We start from the raw sequence: 15404 nt of genomic DNA, 5'->3' as shown, positions 1-15404 counted from the left end.
ATATCGGCTATCTAGTTGAGTAGGGTTTTTTGAATTCCCGGCACACCGCGCACCCAAGCGCACGGACAAATTAATGGAGAATTAAAGTCTATCGATCCCTTTCGTTTGTTTCAGGAACTGTCGATCGCAAGGCAACAACTTCAATTCCGCCAAGCACCACAGGAATTCGATCGCTTTCCTTTTTTGCAAGCCCCCTCCCCACAACCTCAAACGAGAAACACGGAAAATATATTGCATTAGGACATATTAAAAAATAATCAGGAACACGCATTCTTTCCCGATCTCCATATACCGAATTAACATAGGCAACAGTTCCATCCCACCCCTTTCCTTCATATTTCCTTTGCCATACGATATTGCGCACATATCGTCCGCCAGAATCTTCCAAAGCAATTTCGTCGACTGCGGTAGTTTTATTCGCAACACTCGAACTTGACACACTCGACCCAGCCACAAAGCAACTAAACGATAGCTTACCGCGTATAGCAGACCCATCCAGCTTCATCACAAGATAAAAATCAAATGACACAATTCCATTATTTACACTCATAGACGAATCAACCGTTTTTGACGATATATTTTCACCGAGAATATACCCACACCGACTCTCCAATAGAAATATATTATCTCTATAATTGGATCGACCATTAGAATCCAACTCAGCTATCGCAGCTCCATCGAGCCAAAAAAATGCCACCAACGCTAAAAATACATTTCTCACGACAATTTCCGCCTTGTGAAATTTTCCGGCCACGTTAGATCCTCTTGATTTGGGCCCTTGAAAACCACAATATCAGCCAGAACCATTAGCGCATTAATGAACGACGTCGACCGATCTACTAGACCATTCATGTTTGGTGGATTCCTGCCTGTAGCCCCCGGATAATTCACTGCCGCAGCACAATTCGCAAAGGACTGGTTGTAATACCACACCTTAACACCGGCATTTGTTCGGATTGCCCTTCTTTCATTCACACTCATCTCGTCTGCATATTTATTCGCACTATCCACCCGTGGTCGCGCCGGATTGTTCGCCGTTGGCATTGATTTTCCGGACCAAACCCAATAAGCGCCTGCACTATGACTCGCATGACAAACATCTCTTGCAATCTCATTTCGCCACCGCACCTCCTGCTCCCCTGGTGGTAAACGCGGGTTTCGACCAATAAATTTAAAATATTTATAATAATTATTATTTCCGCCACCCATATTTCCGTTAGGATTTGTCAACTGCAGAAAACCCCGACCAAACCAACCACCGTGCAGATCTGTCGCACCATCGTTGCGATTCCCTTCCGCAAGATAGCGGAACCATCCTGTTTCCTGTGTGGCATTTGCCATAAAACACGCCTGTCGACTAGGGGTATCAAGCTTGAACTTCCTCATCGAATTGTTCAAACCCAGTCCAAATCTATCAAGCAAAGATGAAGCATAATCTGGATTTGGCGATTCCCATACTCCCTGAGAGGGCGAATTATGCGACCCGGGCTTTCTAATAACGCGATCCGGTATAAGCTGAAGCATCTCCTTCTTACTGAGCCACCCGCACTTCCTGAAGTGCCGAATAAATTCAAGCGGATGAAAATACCAGAACTTCTGATCTGCTAGCGACGATTCGGACGGCAACTTGTCCAGAAACTGAAAATTCCCGAGGAACTTAATAAACGAGGCATAGCCACCTGGATTGGTATCTTTCTGCTTGCCAAAGAATCCATCTGGTCCATTCAGACCTTTATAGCGATCGTCGTTGTACAAGGGATCCCACTCGCTGCGCGCGTTGAACACCAACCCTCTGAGCTTTGTGCGCACACCCTCTGCATTCCGCACATAGCCTGCGAGCAACTGGTTGGCATTATCGTCGTTGTTATTGTCGTATTCGAGCGGCTGGATCATTCCGGACGTTGCCTGTGGATCAGCAACGCCGGTCAGACGGCAAAGCTCATCGTATCCGCATAACCCGTCCTGATTAAACGGCGTATTGCTTTCGTCAACTTTTTGCCAGCCCTTGAAGAATGGAAAGTCGGCGTCCGACAATTTGATGATCTCGTCAGCAGCGATGTTGACATATCCTTGCGTGCCATTCTCATCGATGGGCACTGCGACCCAAGTAGCAGGAGCTTCTCCCGGCACCACCGCACTTGAAAGAATTCGCCCAAAGCGCAGCATTTCATAGCCATCGCTCGGACACTCTGAATAGAGTGCTACCGCTCGATCATACAGATCATATTCATACTGTTCCGTTTCTCCGTCGTACGGGTCAGCAACCGGAACCTGTGTAAGCAGGATAACGTTGCCGCTGCTACCACGGTCGATCCACGCGCATGTATAGCGCCGCCCCTTGTTGAACCACGCTTCCACATAAAGGATGTCTTGCTCACCAATTGAGCCGCCTGGCAGTCGCGGAAACCAGTCGTCCGTCATACCCGCCGGCTGCGCGACAAAATCCTGTGGCCCCTTAATGATGAAATAGGAATGTCCCCAGTAGTCGCTCGACGCAGGCTGAACAGGATCTTTCTCACCCAGTTGAACCTGATGGCCGTCGTGATCAAACCAGGCTGTAAAATCAGCATCGGACATGAAAACTTCGAAATGCAGATGCCGCACCCCCTGATGCTGACCGACATATCCGAGCATGTCCTTGCGGTACACCTTCTTTGCGCCGCCCGGCTGAACGACTCCGTCCTTGCCGCCCGCCGTATCGAGCAGCCATTTGGGGAGGGCACTCATCGATCCCTCGGCCGGCGGATCGGTTGGCTGGGGAGCAAGCCACTCCTGTTCGGTCATGTCCAGCAAATGCATATATAGTGAGTAGAACGTGATCGTTCGCCCACGTCCTGTCTCGGTCTTATGTCTGAGTAAGACGAATCCCGCATTCGAGTTCAGCGCCGGTTGTCCAGTCGGATCTTTCGCGCCATCAGACAGAGCGCTTTTGCAAACGCGATACGCGACCACCTCGCCGTCAGCAATTGCCCGCACCGGTTCGTGCTGCTCGCCCGGATCCAGGTGAATGCCACAGTGAAAGCGCCGGTCGAAGGCAACGGGATAGACCCCATGATGACCAATCTCGAACTGATCGACGACGTCCATCATAGCGTCCGTCTTTGACGCATCACTAGACGTCGCGCCCGATACGGGAAGGAAGGGAGGGCTGATGATCATGGCTTCAGTGGGACGACGAGTACCGGTCGGAAATCTTCAGGTTGGCCTGCGGTAGCGACGGCAATGGTGTCGTGACGTTGTTCGGCCCGTGAAACGAGAATGACGCCGCCTTTATCGTGAAGGCGCCGGGACAGTGAAATGTCATGTTGCCGTTCTCGATTACGAGCGAAGCTCCACCGCTGTTGAGTGTGATCTTCGACTTGGCCGACACTTGGACATCCGCACTTTGGCTCGCGACGCGCAGCTGCTGCTTCGCGAACAAGTCCATCCCGTCCGTAAGCGCCGCCATCATGACCTTGCCCTTCGCTGCGACAAAATTCAGCCCGAGCTTGTGCGCACACAGCGAGATCAGGTCACCCGCCACCATGCGCAGCCGCCTGACGATGCTCACGTCCATGTCCCGGCCTGCGGTGACGATCACGTTCTCGCCCGTCGATTGCTGCAGTGATTTCGGTGTCACGAACGCGATGCCGCCGGGAGCACTCGCAAGCAGCCCCGCGTCGCGAAGCTGATCGAGGCCGTCGAGCAGCGCCGCCTGCGTCGCACGGTCCGCAGGGTCGGCCTTGGCTTGCGTCGTCGCAGCCGCAAGGTCTGTTACGCGCTGCAATGCTGTCTTGAGTTGCGCGATAGCGGCGGGCATGTCGAGATGCGGTGTCTCGGATCCACCTGCTGCGTCTGCCGAAACGAACAGCCCCTTCGGCGCGCGCAACGTGCCCCAGTTCTGCGTGGTCAATTCGAAGCCCTGGCCGCGCTTGTTCTTGTCCCTGTCGACCAGATGGCCCATGTTGAGCGACGACTGCCCGAACACCGTCGCCAACCGGATACCCTCGTGGTCTTTCAAATCCTCGAAGCGCAACTTGTTGCCGAGCAATGGCGAGCGGAATACGGCGCGGCTGTACCACCCTTCCTTGCCGTGAACGAGGTCGCGACGCGCATGGTCATGCAGCGCCCCTGCGATCAGCAGGCGGTCGCAATTTCCCTGGGTCGCGACGACGCGTACTTCGGACCGCGGCAGCAAGGGGATGTGCAGGCCGCCCTGATACGACGCCGACGTACGCAGCACACGCAACGGCATGCTGTTCGTGCCACGCTTGCCGCTGTGCCGGGTGAACAGGAGCCTGACGCGATAGCGGCCATATTCGTCCATCCATGCGTACGGCTCGTCATCGCCTGACTCGACCACACCGATCAGCATGCCGGCGATCCATCGCCAATGCTTTTCAGGAACGTATTCGGGCCGGTAGGTCTGATGCGCGGGGATCGCTTCAAAGGTGTTGACCACCGACTGGCTCCGGCTACCGGTCGTGACGAGCTTCGTGATCACCATCCCGTGCGGCGCCTCGTGCACCTCGTCATTGGTGATCCGCACCACCATGCCAGGCGTCATGCCGATGACGTTACTCGTGCCGTTGAGCCGCACTTGCCGCGTGAGCAGTTCGTCACGCCGCGCGTCAGCCAGCGCCTGCCCTTCCTCGACCGAATGGAAATGCTCGACGCTGCGGTTCACACTCCCGTATACCGAGCGATCGTCATAGGCCACGATCGATTCGACCTGCAGCGGATCGTCGGGTATGCGGTAGTTGCGATCCCATTCGCGCACCGTCTGCGGCACCAGCGCGCGCGTGACTTCCAGCGTCAGAATCGCCTCGTGCCAGCTCGTCAGACCGGAATGCGGCATCACCGGCACCTCGAGCGCTCGCATATAGCCTCGAGGCGTATTGCCGAACACCAACGTGTCGCGTTGCGGGCCGTCCTCCTTCTTCGCCTGCTTGAAGTAGTAATAGACTCCCACGCGCCGGCAGTGCCGGTCGATAAAGTTCGCGACCGTCTCTTCGTACATCACGGTTTGCTCGAACTTCCCGTCGAGCCCTTCCAGCTCGAACTCGACGTCGAAGGATTGGAACAAGTCGCGATCGACGATCATGTCGCTCAGCAGCTCGCGCAACGACCTGTCCAGCAATACGGCCGAATCGTGCACCTCTTCAAGCAGCGAGAAACGCGGCTTCAGATGGACTTGGTAGGTGGCTTCGTCGCGAGACGTTCTGACGCGAGTCCATTGTGTTACGACGCCGTGCACGGTACGCGCTGCATGCCGAACCGGATGGATCACATCCGCCATCGACGGCACGGAAGCGTGTTCCTCGATCGTGAAGACTGCCGGCTGGCCCACAATCGTCGCGCCGTTGATCCGCTTGTCCTGCGAGGTCACGATGATGTCCGCGAGGAATCGCGTATTCATTTCCTCGGTCAGAACGAATGACAGAACGGAGGCCGGCGCATCGAGCGCCGCGATCTCGAGATGCAGCGGTTGGGTAACGACCGAATTGGGGTGTTTCAGTACATCCTGAATGGTTCGCATGGTTGCCGTTGAACGAGAGGTTTTACACCGGCACGTTCTCCCATTCACGCATTCAGGGACGCAGTGCCACAACGCTCTCGCCAGTGAAGCATGGGTTCACGAGGATGAACACACACCGGTCACAGATCTGGCAGTTCGGAACTTTTACAGAATCAAATCAATCACTTATTTATTTTATAAATTTTTATTTACTTTTGATTAGCTTTCTATTTTTTCTTATCTCTTATTACCTCAAACCGCGATCTCCAAAAGCATCGCTAAAATCAAAAAACTGAATAGGAAATATAGGTCATCATGGGATACAAAAAGGGCTCTCGGCCATCATACGAGAAAGCCAATTCTATCGAAATGAAAGTAGATTTCATAAATTATGATATCCCACAAAATCCCCTATAAATCCTCGACATGCCGAACGATATCAATCCATCTATCTGATACATAACCGAATTTCGAAATGTAGAAAATTGTCACACCCCAACGTCGGCGCGACATCGGTGACGGAGGAATGTCGCGCCCTACATATCTACTTTCCGACTTTATGACTCGACATCCTCCAGACTGAACACTTCCGTCTTGTCGTTGTACGAAAAAACCTCCCCGTACCGCCCCCAGTCGATCACCGCATCGAGCGTTTCCTCCGCCGCTTCGTCGGACAGGAAATCCTCCAGCTCCTGCTCGAAGCGCACGCGCGGCGCGCGATGGCCCGGGCGCTCGTTCAGCACCTTCCGAATCCGCGCAGCAAGCGGCACATGTTTCAGCAGGTGATCCGCGAACATCAGCTTGCGCTCCTGCGTGCCGAATTCCGCGAACACGCGCGCGGGCGGCGTCAGGAACACGTCGCCTTCGCGCACGTCCGCGAAGCCGAGGTGCTGCAGCACTTCCGCGATCGGAAACAGTTCGTCGACTTCCAGATGCAGCGAACGCGCGATTTCCGGCATGTCCGCACGACCGTGGTACGGCGCCATCGCGAGCGTCTCGATCAAGCCGGCCATCAGGTTGGTCGACACGCGCGGCATCCAGCTACCCAGTTCCAGCCCCTTCTTCGTCGCTTCGCCGGTCCGACGCGCGGTCATCTTCGCGTAGATGTCGTCGACGAGCTTGCGGAAATCGGTGTCGAGCCGGTTGCGCGGATGCTTGAACGGCACCTTGATCTCGGCGATCACGCGGCCCGGGTTCGACGACAGCACGAGAATGCGATCGCACATGAACACCGCTTCCTCGATGTTGTGCGTGACGATCAGCACCGACTTGATCGGCATGCGGCCTTGCGTCCACAGATCGAGCAAATCGGTACGCAGCGTTTCGGCGGTCAGCACGTCGAGTGCGGAGAACGGCTCGTCCATCAGCAGAATGGTCGGATCGACGACCAGTGCGCGTGCAAAACCGACGCGCTGACGCATGCCGCCCGACAGTTCTCGCGGGTACGCGTTCTCGAAGCCGTCGAGGCCGATCAAGTCGATCGCGGCCAGCGCGCGTTCGCGCCGCTCGCGCGCGCCGACGCCGAGCGCCTCCAACCCGGCTTCCACGTTCTGCAACACGGTGAGCCACGGGAACAGCGCGAAGGTCTGGAACACCATCGCGACGCCTTCGGCCGGGCCGCGCAGCGGCTTGCCGAGATAGGTCACCTCGCCACCGGTCGGCTCGATCAGGCCGGCGATGATGCGCAACAACGTGGATTTTCCGGACCCCGACCGGCCGAGCAGACCGACGATCTCGCCTTCGCGCAGCGACAGGTTCGCGTCGTCGAGCACGAGCAGTTCGCCCTGCGACTTGCTGAAGCCGCGGTTCACGTGCTCGACGCGCAGGATTTCTTCGCCGAGCCGCGGCGGCTGCAGCGGTTGAGACGTCTTGACGGGGGCGTTGACAACGGTCGAATTTTGCATCGCGCTTACTCTCAATCGAGACGGAGCCGGGATTCCGCATAGGCGTACATCGGACGCCACAGCAGGCGGTTGAACAAGGTAACGAACAGGGACATCACGGCGATGCCCAGGATGATCTTCGGGAAATCCCCGGCGGCGGTGGTCTGCGCGATATACGCGCCGAGGCCGTGCGCGACGACCTTCGTGTCGCCCCACTGCACGAACTCCGACACGATGCTCGCGTTCCACGCACCGCCCGACGCGGTGATCGCGCCCGTCACGTAGTACGGGAAGATGCCGGGCAGCATCGCCTGGCGCCACCACTGCCAGCCGCGGATGCGGAAATTCTTCGTCGCTTCCTTGTAATCGTTCGGATAGGACATCGCGCCCGCGATCACGTTGAACAGGATGTACCACTGCGTGCCGAGCACGATCAGCGGCGACAGCCAGATGTCCGCGTTCAGGTGGAAATGGACGATGACGATCACGAACACCGGAAACAGCAGGTTCGCCGGGAACGCGGCGAGGAACTGCGCGAGCGGCTGGATCTTCTCGGCCAGCTTCGGGCGCAGCCCGATCAGCACGCCGAGCGGCACCCAGATCACCGATGCGATCGCGATCAGCACCAGCACGCGCAGCAGCGTGATGAGCCCGAGCACGAGCACGTGGCCGACTTCGGCCATCGTCACGCCAGTCGCGACGAAGCTGACGACGCGCCATGCGACGTATGCCGTCAGCAGGATCACGAACGCGGCCCACACGATGTCGCCGATGCGCGACGAACGGCGCGCCGATGCGCCGCGAGCGCGCGTGCCCGCTAGCGACGGCACGCGCAGCGGAATCCGCGCGGCCTGCGACAGCAGCCAGCCGGCCGGCACGAGCAACTGATGGATCAGATGCGTGCGGCGCATCATGTCGAGCAGCCACGACTGCGGCGCATCGCCCGACGCGGTGTTCTCCATCCGGAACTTGTCGGCCCACGCGACGAGCGGGCGGAACAGGAACTGGTCGTAGGCAAGGATCACGACCGACATCGCGACGATCACCCAGCCGACCGCGCCGAGATTCTTGTCGGAGATCGCCTGCGCGAGATACGCGCCGATGCCCGGCAGCGTGATCGTCTGGTTGCCGACCGTGATCGCCTCCGACGCGACGACGAAGAACCAGCCACCCGACATCGACATCATCATGTTCCAGATCAGGCCCGGCATCGAGAACGGCACTTCGAGCTTCCAGAAGCGCTGCCAGGACGTCAGGTGGAAGCCGCGCGACACTTCGCTCAGGTCGCGCGGCACCGTGCGCAGCGACTGGTAGAAGCTGAACGTCATGTTCCATGCCTGGCTCGTGAAGATCGCGAAGATCGCGGCCAGCTCCGCACCGAGCACGCGGCCCGGAAACAGCGCGAGGAAGAACGTGACCGTAAACGAGATGTAGCCGAGCACCGGCACCGACTGCAGGATGTCGAGGATCGGGATCAGCACCATGCCCGCGCGGCGGCTTTTCGCGGCGAGCGTGCCGTAGACGAGCGTGAACGCGAGCGACGCGACCATCGCGGCGAGCATCCGCAGCGTGGTGCGCAACGCGTATTCGGGCAGGTTCGATGGATCGAGCGAGATCTTCTGCGTCTGCAGCACGCCGATCGGCGCCATCGTCTCGTGAAAGCCGACGATCGCCATCGCGAGCATGCCGATGATCAACGGAAACGCGACCGCGTCCCAGCGATTGGGCAGCACGCGCCACGCCGACGCGTTGGCGGTGCGATTCGGATCGAAGAAACGGATATCCATCGGTAGCGTCTTGTGTCTTGTGTTGAATTAAAAATCGATGGGTCCGGACGCATGCCGCGCAGCCCGCTCGCAGCCGCGGGGCGAATCAGGACAGCCCGTGCAGTGCGAACGGCAGCGCCGAGCCTTCCTTGACGAAGCGTAGATCGACGGCGAGATGAGTGCCGGCATCGACGATGCCGCCGGCAATGATCGAAGAAAACAGCGCGAAGCTGGCGGGGCGCATGCGATGACCGACCGCACCGCCCGTTTCCGTTGCCGCGAGGTTCGGCATGAAGGGCTCCGGAGAGGGTATTCGGAGTGGGAGGCTATCGGGCGGCCGTGACGCAAATGTGACATGTCACTTACAGGACATTGACGGGTCATCCGGCGGGCGTCGCGCATCGCGCCGTCGGCCGCGCGCACGGGGATTCGATCTCGCAACGCGCGGGAATAAATCCGCCGCTTCGCCGGTATCGCATGCGAAGGCGCCGGCTTATTCCAGGACGATCCGGCCGTCCGGTTTCGTCACACGAATGCGAGGCTTACATGTCTTCATCGACCCCCACCCGCCCGTCGCGCCGCAAGGCCTTGCAATGCATGGCCTTCGGCGGCCTCGGCACGCTGTTTACGCTGTCGGGCGGCATCCTCACGCCGTTCGACCTCGCGCTCGCGCAGACCGGCGACGCGCGCCCGGCCGACGCGGGGCGGCCGCTGTTCGTGCAGATCAGCGATACGCACATCGGTTTCAACAAGGACGCGAATCCCGACGTGTCGGCCACGCTGAAGCAGACGATCGATCTCGTCAACGGGATGCCTGCGCTGCCCGCGCTGGCGATCCACACCGGCGACATCACGCATCTGTCCAAGCCCGCGGAATTCGACCACGCGTCGCAGTTGCTGTCCGCGCTGCGCGTGCCGGAACTGCACACGGTGCCCGGCGAGCACGACGTCACCGACGGTTCGGGCGCCGAATATTTCGGCCGGTTCGGCAAGGCGTCGGACAACCGCGGCTATTACAGCTTCGATCACGCGGGCGTGCACTTCATCGGGCTCGTCAACGTGATGCACTTCAAGCCGAACGGGCTCGGCAGCTTCGGCGACGAACAGCTCGCGTGGCTCGCGCAGGACCTGAGAGGCCGCTCGTCGAGCACGCCGATCGTCGTGTTCTCGCACATGCCGATGTGGACCATCTACGAACCATGGGGCTGGGGCACCGGCGACGCGCCGCAGACGATGGCGCTGCTGCGCCGCTTCGGCTCGGTCACCGTGCTGAACGGGCACATCCATCAGATCGTGTCGAAGGTCGAGGGCAACGTGACGTTCCATACCGCCCGCTCGACCGCGTTCCCGCAGCCGACGGCCGGCAACGGGCCGGGCCCCGTGCCGCTCACGGTGCCGCACGACCGGCTGCCGTCGATGCTCGGCGTGACGACCGTCGAGTTCGCCGGCCATCCGGTCGCGTCGTCGCTGCACGATGCGACGCTCGCGTGACAAAAATAAGGAGACCGACATGATCCGCTTCAAGCCATCTCCAATCATCGCCGTGCTGATGCTGTTCGGCGCGGCTGCCGGTACGCCGCTGGCCGCGTTCGCGCAGGGCCCGAACGGCCCGCTCGTGACAATCCGCAATTTCATGTTCTCGCCGATGTCGACCACGATCAAGGCCGGCACGACGATCACGTGGAAGAACCTCGACGCGGAGCCGCATACCGTCGTCAACGACGCCGGCATCTTCCATTCGAAGGCGCTCGACCAGGACGAGACGTATTCGTTCCGATTCGACAAGCCGGGCGTCTACAAGGTGTTCTGCGGAATTCATCCGTATATGAAGGAGACGATCACCGTCGAATGACGCGGCTCGCCACGAAGCGCGCGGGCGAACGACGGGCGGCTGCCGCCTCCAACGACCGTCGTCCCCTTCGCCCGCGACGCACACGGAGCGGCCCACGATTCCCGCATTTTCCGGTCGATCGATGTTCGTCGCGGGCGGGCCTTGCATGCAGGCTCACTGCCCCGCCGCGCGCAAGTCCGGCGCGGTGCCCGCGACGACCGGACACGACTGCGGCAATGCGTGCCCGAACAGCACGGCCAGCCCGCACGCGGACGTGAACATGCCGAGACCGTCATGCCCGACACCCGGCACTTCGACGACCTGCTGCGCGAGATCGCCCGGATGCCGCTTTTTCAGGTAATCGAAATAGGCGAGCCCGCGCGCCAGCCGGTACGGCCCCTGCGCCATCGCCGCGCATGAACGGTCGATGAAATGCGTATAGGGATTCGTGTCGGCCTGCCCGAGCAGGTACACGACATGACGCGCGACGTAGCGCGTTTCGAGATCGCGCACGTCCTGCGACGCAACGTAAGGCGGCGCCGACTTCAGCCCGTACTTCCATTCGGTCGCGCGCGGGCATACGCCGCCGGCAAGTGCATCGGCATTCGGACGTTCGTCGTCGAAGTACAGGTAACTCGACGGGTTCGCGACCACGTAGCGTATGGCGATGCCGCCTCGCGCGAGCGCGTCGCCTTCGCGACCGGCCACTGCGTAACGCTGCAGCAACTGCGCACCGGCGGAGTGGCCGATCACGACGACCGTCGTCAGCGACGGGTACAGGCTGCGGTCGGTGAAATGCGCGAGCAGCGCGTCGAGCGCGGCAAACGAGCTGATCGGCGCCGGCTGGCGCGCGGGTTCGCCGCCCTTCCATCCTTCCTGCGTCCACGCGAGCGTCGATGCGGGTAGCGAAAACGCGCGCACGTCGGCGCGTGTCAGGAATTGCGGCGCGACGACCATCGTGCCCGCGCCCGCCGCACCGGCCTTTTCGACGACTGTGCGCCCCGATGCGTAGTACGCGTCGGCATTACGCAGCGTGCCGTGAATCACGATGAACACGCGCGTGACGTCGGGCGCGGCCCGGTCGAGCGGATGATCGGCGTAGACCGGCAGCATCGCGCTGCCCTGCGGCGTATCGACGACCATGCGCTGGTCGGCGACGGCCTTGACCGGCGCTTCGAGACGTTCGCGCTGCGCGGGCGTGGCGGCTTCGGCCTGCAGCGCGCCGGCCAGCGTGCCGGCGGCGGCGCAGGCGACCGCGAGCGGGACGGCGTATGACAAGGCGCGCGCGGCCGGCAGCGCACACGAGCGTCGGAGACTGGCAAACGCGACGGAAAGGACGGACATGGCGGCGGCTCGGGAGGCAGATATGACTTGAACGGCGATGGTCGCAGAATCCGTCGCGCGCCGCCGGGCCGTTGCGAACAACCGATCAGCCGGCCGGTTGCGCACCGCGTTCCGCGTCGATGCACCGTTGGCCGGAGCGGCTCGCGCGCGGCGGTATGAGATTGCCGACAAGACGAACTAAAACGAGCGAGTTCATCGAGGGCGGTTCACGGCGCGGCCCATGCGACCCCAAGATTACGATTCCCTATCAACCCCATTGCCGACAGTGCTTTCAAACATATCGTCAAAATACGATATAAGATTCGCCCATCGACGATACTTGTTTGCCCGATCGAAACACCCACCTTTCCATGCCGACCGAACTCGACATCGACGCGATCCTGAAAGCGCTCTCGAACCCCGTGCGCCGGGAGATCCTCGTCTGGCTGAAAACGCCCGGCGAGCATTTTCCGCAGCAGACGCTGCCGTACGAACACGGCGTCTGCGCGGGCCAGATCGACGCGCGCTGCGGGCTGTCGCAGTCGACCGTCTCCGCGCACCTCGCGACGCTGCAGCGCGCGGGGCTCGTGACGTCGACGCGGATCGGCCAGTGGGCGTTCTTCCGTCGCAACGAGGCCGTCATCGACGCATTTCACGACGCCCTGCGCCGCGAACTCTAGCCAACGGCCGAACCGGCCATCCGGGGCGCCGTCGCGCACGACGCGCACGCTTCCCCGCCTTTCGTGAAGAGGTTATCTGCCATGCCCACGTTGTTCGATCCCGTTACGCTCGGCGACCTGACCCTGCCGAACCGCATCGTGATGGCGCCGCTCACCCGCTCCCGTGCGGGCGCGGCGCGCGTGCCGAACGCGCTGATGGCGCGCTACTACGCCGAGCGCGCATCGGCCGGCCTGATCATTACCGAAGCGACGTCGGTCACGCCGCAAGGCGTCGGCTATGCCGACACGCCGGGCATCTGGTCCGACGAGCAGGTCGAAGGCTGGAAGCAGATCACGCAGGCCGTGCACGCGGCCGGCGGGCGCATCGTGCTGCAACTCTGGCACGTCGGCCGGATCTCCGATCCGATGTTCCTGAACGGCGACCTGCCGGTCGCACCGAGCGCGATCGCCGCGGGCGGCACCGTGAGCCTCGTGCGTCCGCCGCGTCCGTTCGTGACGCCGCGTGCACTCGAACTCGACGAAATTCCGGGCATCGTCGCCGCGTACCGCAAGGGCGCCGAGAACGCGAAGGCGGCGGGCTTCGACGGCGTGGAGATCCACGGCGCGAACGGCTACCTGCTCGACCAGTTCCTGCAGGACAGCACCAATCGCCGCACCGACGCATACGGCGGCCCGATCGAGCATCGCGCGCGCCTGCTGCTGGAAGTGGTCGACGCGGCGATCGACGTGTGGGGCGCCGGCCGGGTCGGCGTGCACCTCGCCCCGCGCGGCGACGCGCATACGATGGGCGATTCCGATCCGGCGGCAACGTTCGGTTATGTCGCGCGCGAACTCGGCCGCCGCAAGATCGCGTTCATCTTCACGCGTGAATCGTATTCGGGCGACCAGTTGAGCCCGCGCCTGAAGGAAGCGTTCGGCGGCCCGCTGATCGCGAACGAGCAGTTCACGCTCGACACCGCGCAGGCCGCGCTCGCGAACGGCAGCGCCGACGCGATCGCCTGGGGCAAGCTGTTCATCGCGAACCCGGACCTGCCGCGCCGCCTCGAAATCGGCGCGCCGCTCAACCAGCCGGTGCCGGAGACGTTCTACGCGGAAGGCGAAACGGGCTACACCGACTACCCGGCGCTGAGCGACGCGGCCTGACGGTGGAACGGCGCGGGTTCAGGCGGGCACGTCCGCACGCATGAACACGCGCCGCGTTTCGTCGAGGCCGAGCGCGACGTGGTGCGCGCGGATCGCGCGCAGCGCGTCGTCGAGCGCCGCATCGTCGATGATCCGGAACCCGAGACGCGCGTAGTACGGCGCATTCCACGGCGCATCGCGAAACGTCGACAGCACCACCTGCTCGACGCGCTGCCGCGCCGCGCGCGCGATCACCTGCTCGATGAGACGCACGCCGATCCGCTGCCCGGCATGCGACGGCGCGACATCCAGTTCCTCCAGATACAGCCGCTGCGCATCGAGCAGCCGATAGAACGCGAATCCCACGCACGTGCGTTGCGGACCGACCGCGACGTACGCGCGACCGTCGTCGATCCGCTCGAGCACGGCGGCCGCATCGGTCGGCTCGGCATCGGCGATGTCGGCCATGCCGATCTCGCGAAACCGCTGCGCGGCGGCGACTTCCACGGCGGCCATCGCGGCCGCGTCTTCCCGCGTGGCGGGGCGAATCAGGATCGAGGCAGGCATGACGGCATTTCAGGCAGGCAGTCTTGAACGGCCGTCACTATAATCGAAACTTCATACGTATCGTTTCGAACGATTTCGAACGCCCGATCCACGAGGTCCGTCATGACGCTGTCCGCACTCGCCGTCTTCGCCTTCGCCCTGCTCGTCACCGCCGGCACGCCCGGCCCGAGCGTCGCCGCGCTCGTCGCGCGCGTGCTGACGAACGGCGTGCGCGACGTGCTGCCGTTCCTCGCGGCCATGTGGCTCGGCGAGGCGCTGTGGCTCACGCTCGCGGTCGCGGGGCTGTCCGCGTTCGCGCACACGTTCGCGACCGGCCTGATCGTGCTGAAGCTGCTCGGCGTCGCGTACCTGCTGTTCCTCGCGTGGAAGATGTGGACCGCGCCGACCGGCACGGGCGCGGACGACCTGCCGCGCGGCCAGTCGCCGTGGCGCATGTTCGTCGCCGGGATGCTGGTCACGCTCGGTAATCCGAAAATCATGATCTTCTATCTCGCGCTGCTGCCGACCATCGTCGACCTCACGCACGTCGGCGTCGCCGCATGGGCCGAATTGGTCGGGACGATGCTCGCGGTGTTGATCCTGGCCGACTGCTTCTGGTCGCTGCTCGCGTCCCGGGCACGGGCCTTCCTGACGTCGGCGCGCGCGAAGCGGATCGCGAACCGCACGAGCGCGACCGCGATGGCCGGTGCGGCAGTCGCGATCGCGACGCGGTAGTCGCCGGCGACGCGCCGGCCG

Annotated in this window: 13 protein-coding genes; 5 read left to right on the top strand and 8 right to left on the bottom strand. The window is 61.7% G+C overall.

Annotation, left to right across the window (positions count from 1 at the left end; all coding sequences use genetic code 11):
- Positions 1-88: 88 nt before the first annotated feature.
- The 6 genes from KR541_RS24770 to KR541_RS24745 all read right to left on the bottom strand — a co-directional run bounded on the left by KR541_RS24770 (position 89) and on the right by KR541_RS24745 (position 9438).
- A complete protein-coding gene (locus KR541_RS24770) occupies positions 89-754 on the bottom strand; it encodes a hypothetical protein (protein ID WP_176015803.1) in 666 nt (221 codons plus the stop codon).
- A complete protein-coding gene (locus tag KR541_RS24765; RefSeq protein WP_306427013.1) occupies positions 718-3087 on the bottom strand; it encodes a hypothetical protein in 2370 nt (789 codons plus the stop codon). Before KR541_RS24765 ends, KR541_RS24770 begins: the two co-directional genes overlap by 37 nt.
- 76 nt (positions 3088-3163) lie before the next feature.
- The gene (locus KR541_RS24760; RefSeq protein ID WP_216089862.1) at positions 3164-5518 is read right to left on the bottom strand and encodes a type VI secretion system Vgr family protein; all 2355 of its coding nucleotides are present in this window, start codon (positions 5516-5518) and stop codon (positions 3164-3166) included.
- A 536-nt stretch (positions 5519-6054) separates the two neighbouring features.
- The gene (locus KR541_RS24755; RefSeq protein WP_060733366.1) at positions 6055-7401 is read right to left on the bottom strand and encodes an ABC transporter ATP-binding protein; all 1347 of its coding nucleotides are present in this window, start codon (positions 7399-7401) and stop codon (positions 6055-6057) included.
- 11 nt (positions 7402-7412) lie between these two features.
- A complete protein-coding gene (locus KR541_RS24750; protein ID WP_089489517.1) occupies positions 7413-9167 on the bottom strand; it encodes an ABC transporter permease in 1755 nt (584 codons plus the stop codon).
- Between the two features lie 85 nt (positions 9168-9252).
- Positions 9253-9438 (bottom strand): hypothetical protein, encoded by a 186-nt coding sequence (locus KR541_RS24745; RefSeq protein ID WP_050017457.1) that lies wholly within the window; start codon positions 9436-9438, stop codon positions 9253-9255.
- A 254-nt stretch (positions 9439-9692) separates the two neighbouring features.
- On the opposite strand from KR541_RS24745, the gene KR541_RS24740 reads away from it, so the two are divergent.
- Both KR541_RS24740 and KR541_RS24735 read left to right on the top strand, forming a co-directional pair.
- Positions 9693-10637: a metallophosphoesterase family protein gene (locus tag KR541_RS24740; protein WP_216089861.1), complete on the top strand. Its 945-nt coding sequence runs from the start codon at positions 9693-9695 to the stop codon at positions 10635-10637.
- Between the two features lie 19 nt (positions 10638-10656).
- Positions 10657-10998, top strand: a complete 342-nt coding sequence (locus KR541_RS24735) for a cupredoxin domain-containing protein (RefSeq protein ID WP_050017455.1) — start codon at positions 10657-10659, stop codon at positions 10996-10998.
- A gap of 153 nt (positions 10999-11151) precedes the next feature.
- On the opposite strand, the gene KR541_RS24730 is transcribed toward KR541_RS24735, so the two are convergent.
- Positions 11152-12321, bottom strand: a complete 1170-nt coding sequence (locus KR541_RS24730; protein WP_216089860.1) for an alpha/beta hydrolase — start codon at positions 12319-12321, stop codon at positions 11152-11154.
- A gap of 350 nt (positions 12322-12671) precedes the next feature.
- Here KR541_RS24730 and KR541_RS24725 point away from each other — a divergent pair, with 350 nt between their 5' ends.
- Positions 12672-12980, top strand: coding sequence for an ArsR/SmtB family transcription factor (locus KR541_RS24725; RefSeq protein ID WP_050017453.1), 309 nt, complete (start codon positions 12672-12674; stop codon positions 12978-12980).
- 81 nt (positions 12981-13061) lie between these two features.
- Positions 13062-14123: an alkene reductase gene (locus tag KR541_RS24720; protein ID WP_050017452.1), complete on the top strand. Its 1062-nt coding sequence runs from the start codon at positions 13062-13064 to the stop codon at positions 14121-14123.
- Positions 14124-14141: 18 nt separating this feature from the next.
- On the opposite strand, the gene KR541_RS24715 is transcribed toward KR541_RS24720, so the two are convergent.
- Positions 14142-14669: a GNAT family N-acetyltransferase gene (locus tag KR541_RS24715; protein WP_204384362.1), complete on the bottom strand. Its 528-nt coding sequence runs from the start codon at positions 14667-14669 to the stop codon at positions 14142-14144.
- A gap of 102 nt (positions 14670-14771) precedes the next feature.
- Between KR541_RS24715 and KR541_RS24710 the strand changes: the two genes are divergently transcribed.
- Positions 14772-15383 (top strand): LysE family translocator, encoded by a 612-nt coding sequence (locus KR541_RS24710; protein ID WP_050017450.1) that lies wholly within the window; start codon positions 14772-14774, stop codon positions 15381-15383.
- Positions 15384-15404 lie beyond the last annotated feature (21 nt).

It is taken from the genome of Burkholderia sola, assembly GCF_905400185.1.
In the GTDB taxonomy this organism is placed as follows: domain Bacteria; phylum Pseudomonadota; class Gammaproteobacteria; order Burkholderiales; family Burkholderiaceae; genus Burkholderia; species Burkholderia sola.
The sequence above is the reverse complement of the archived record's forward strand: the minus strand, read 5'-3'. Positions and strand labels throughout refer to the sequence as shown.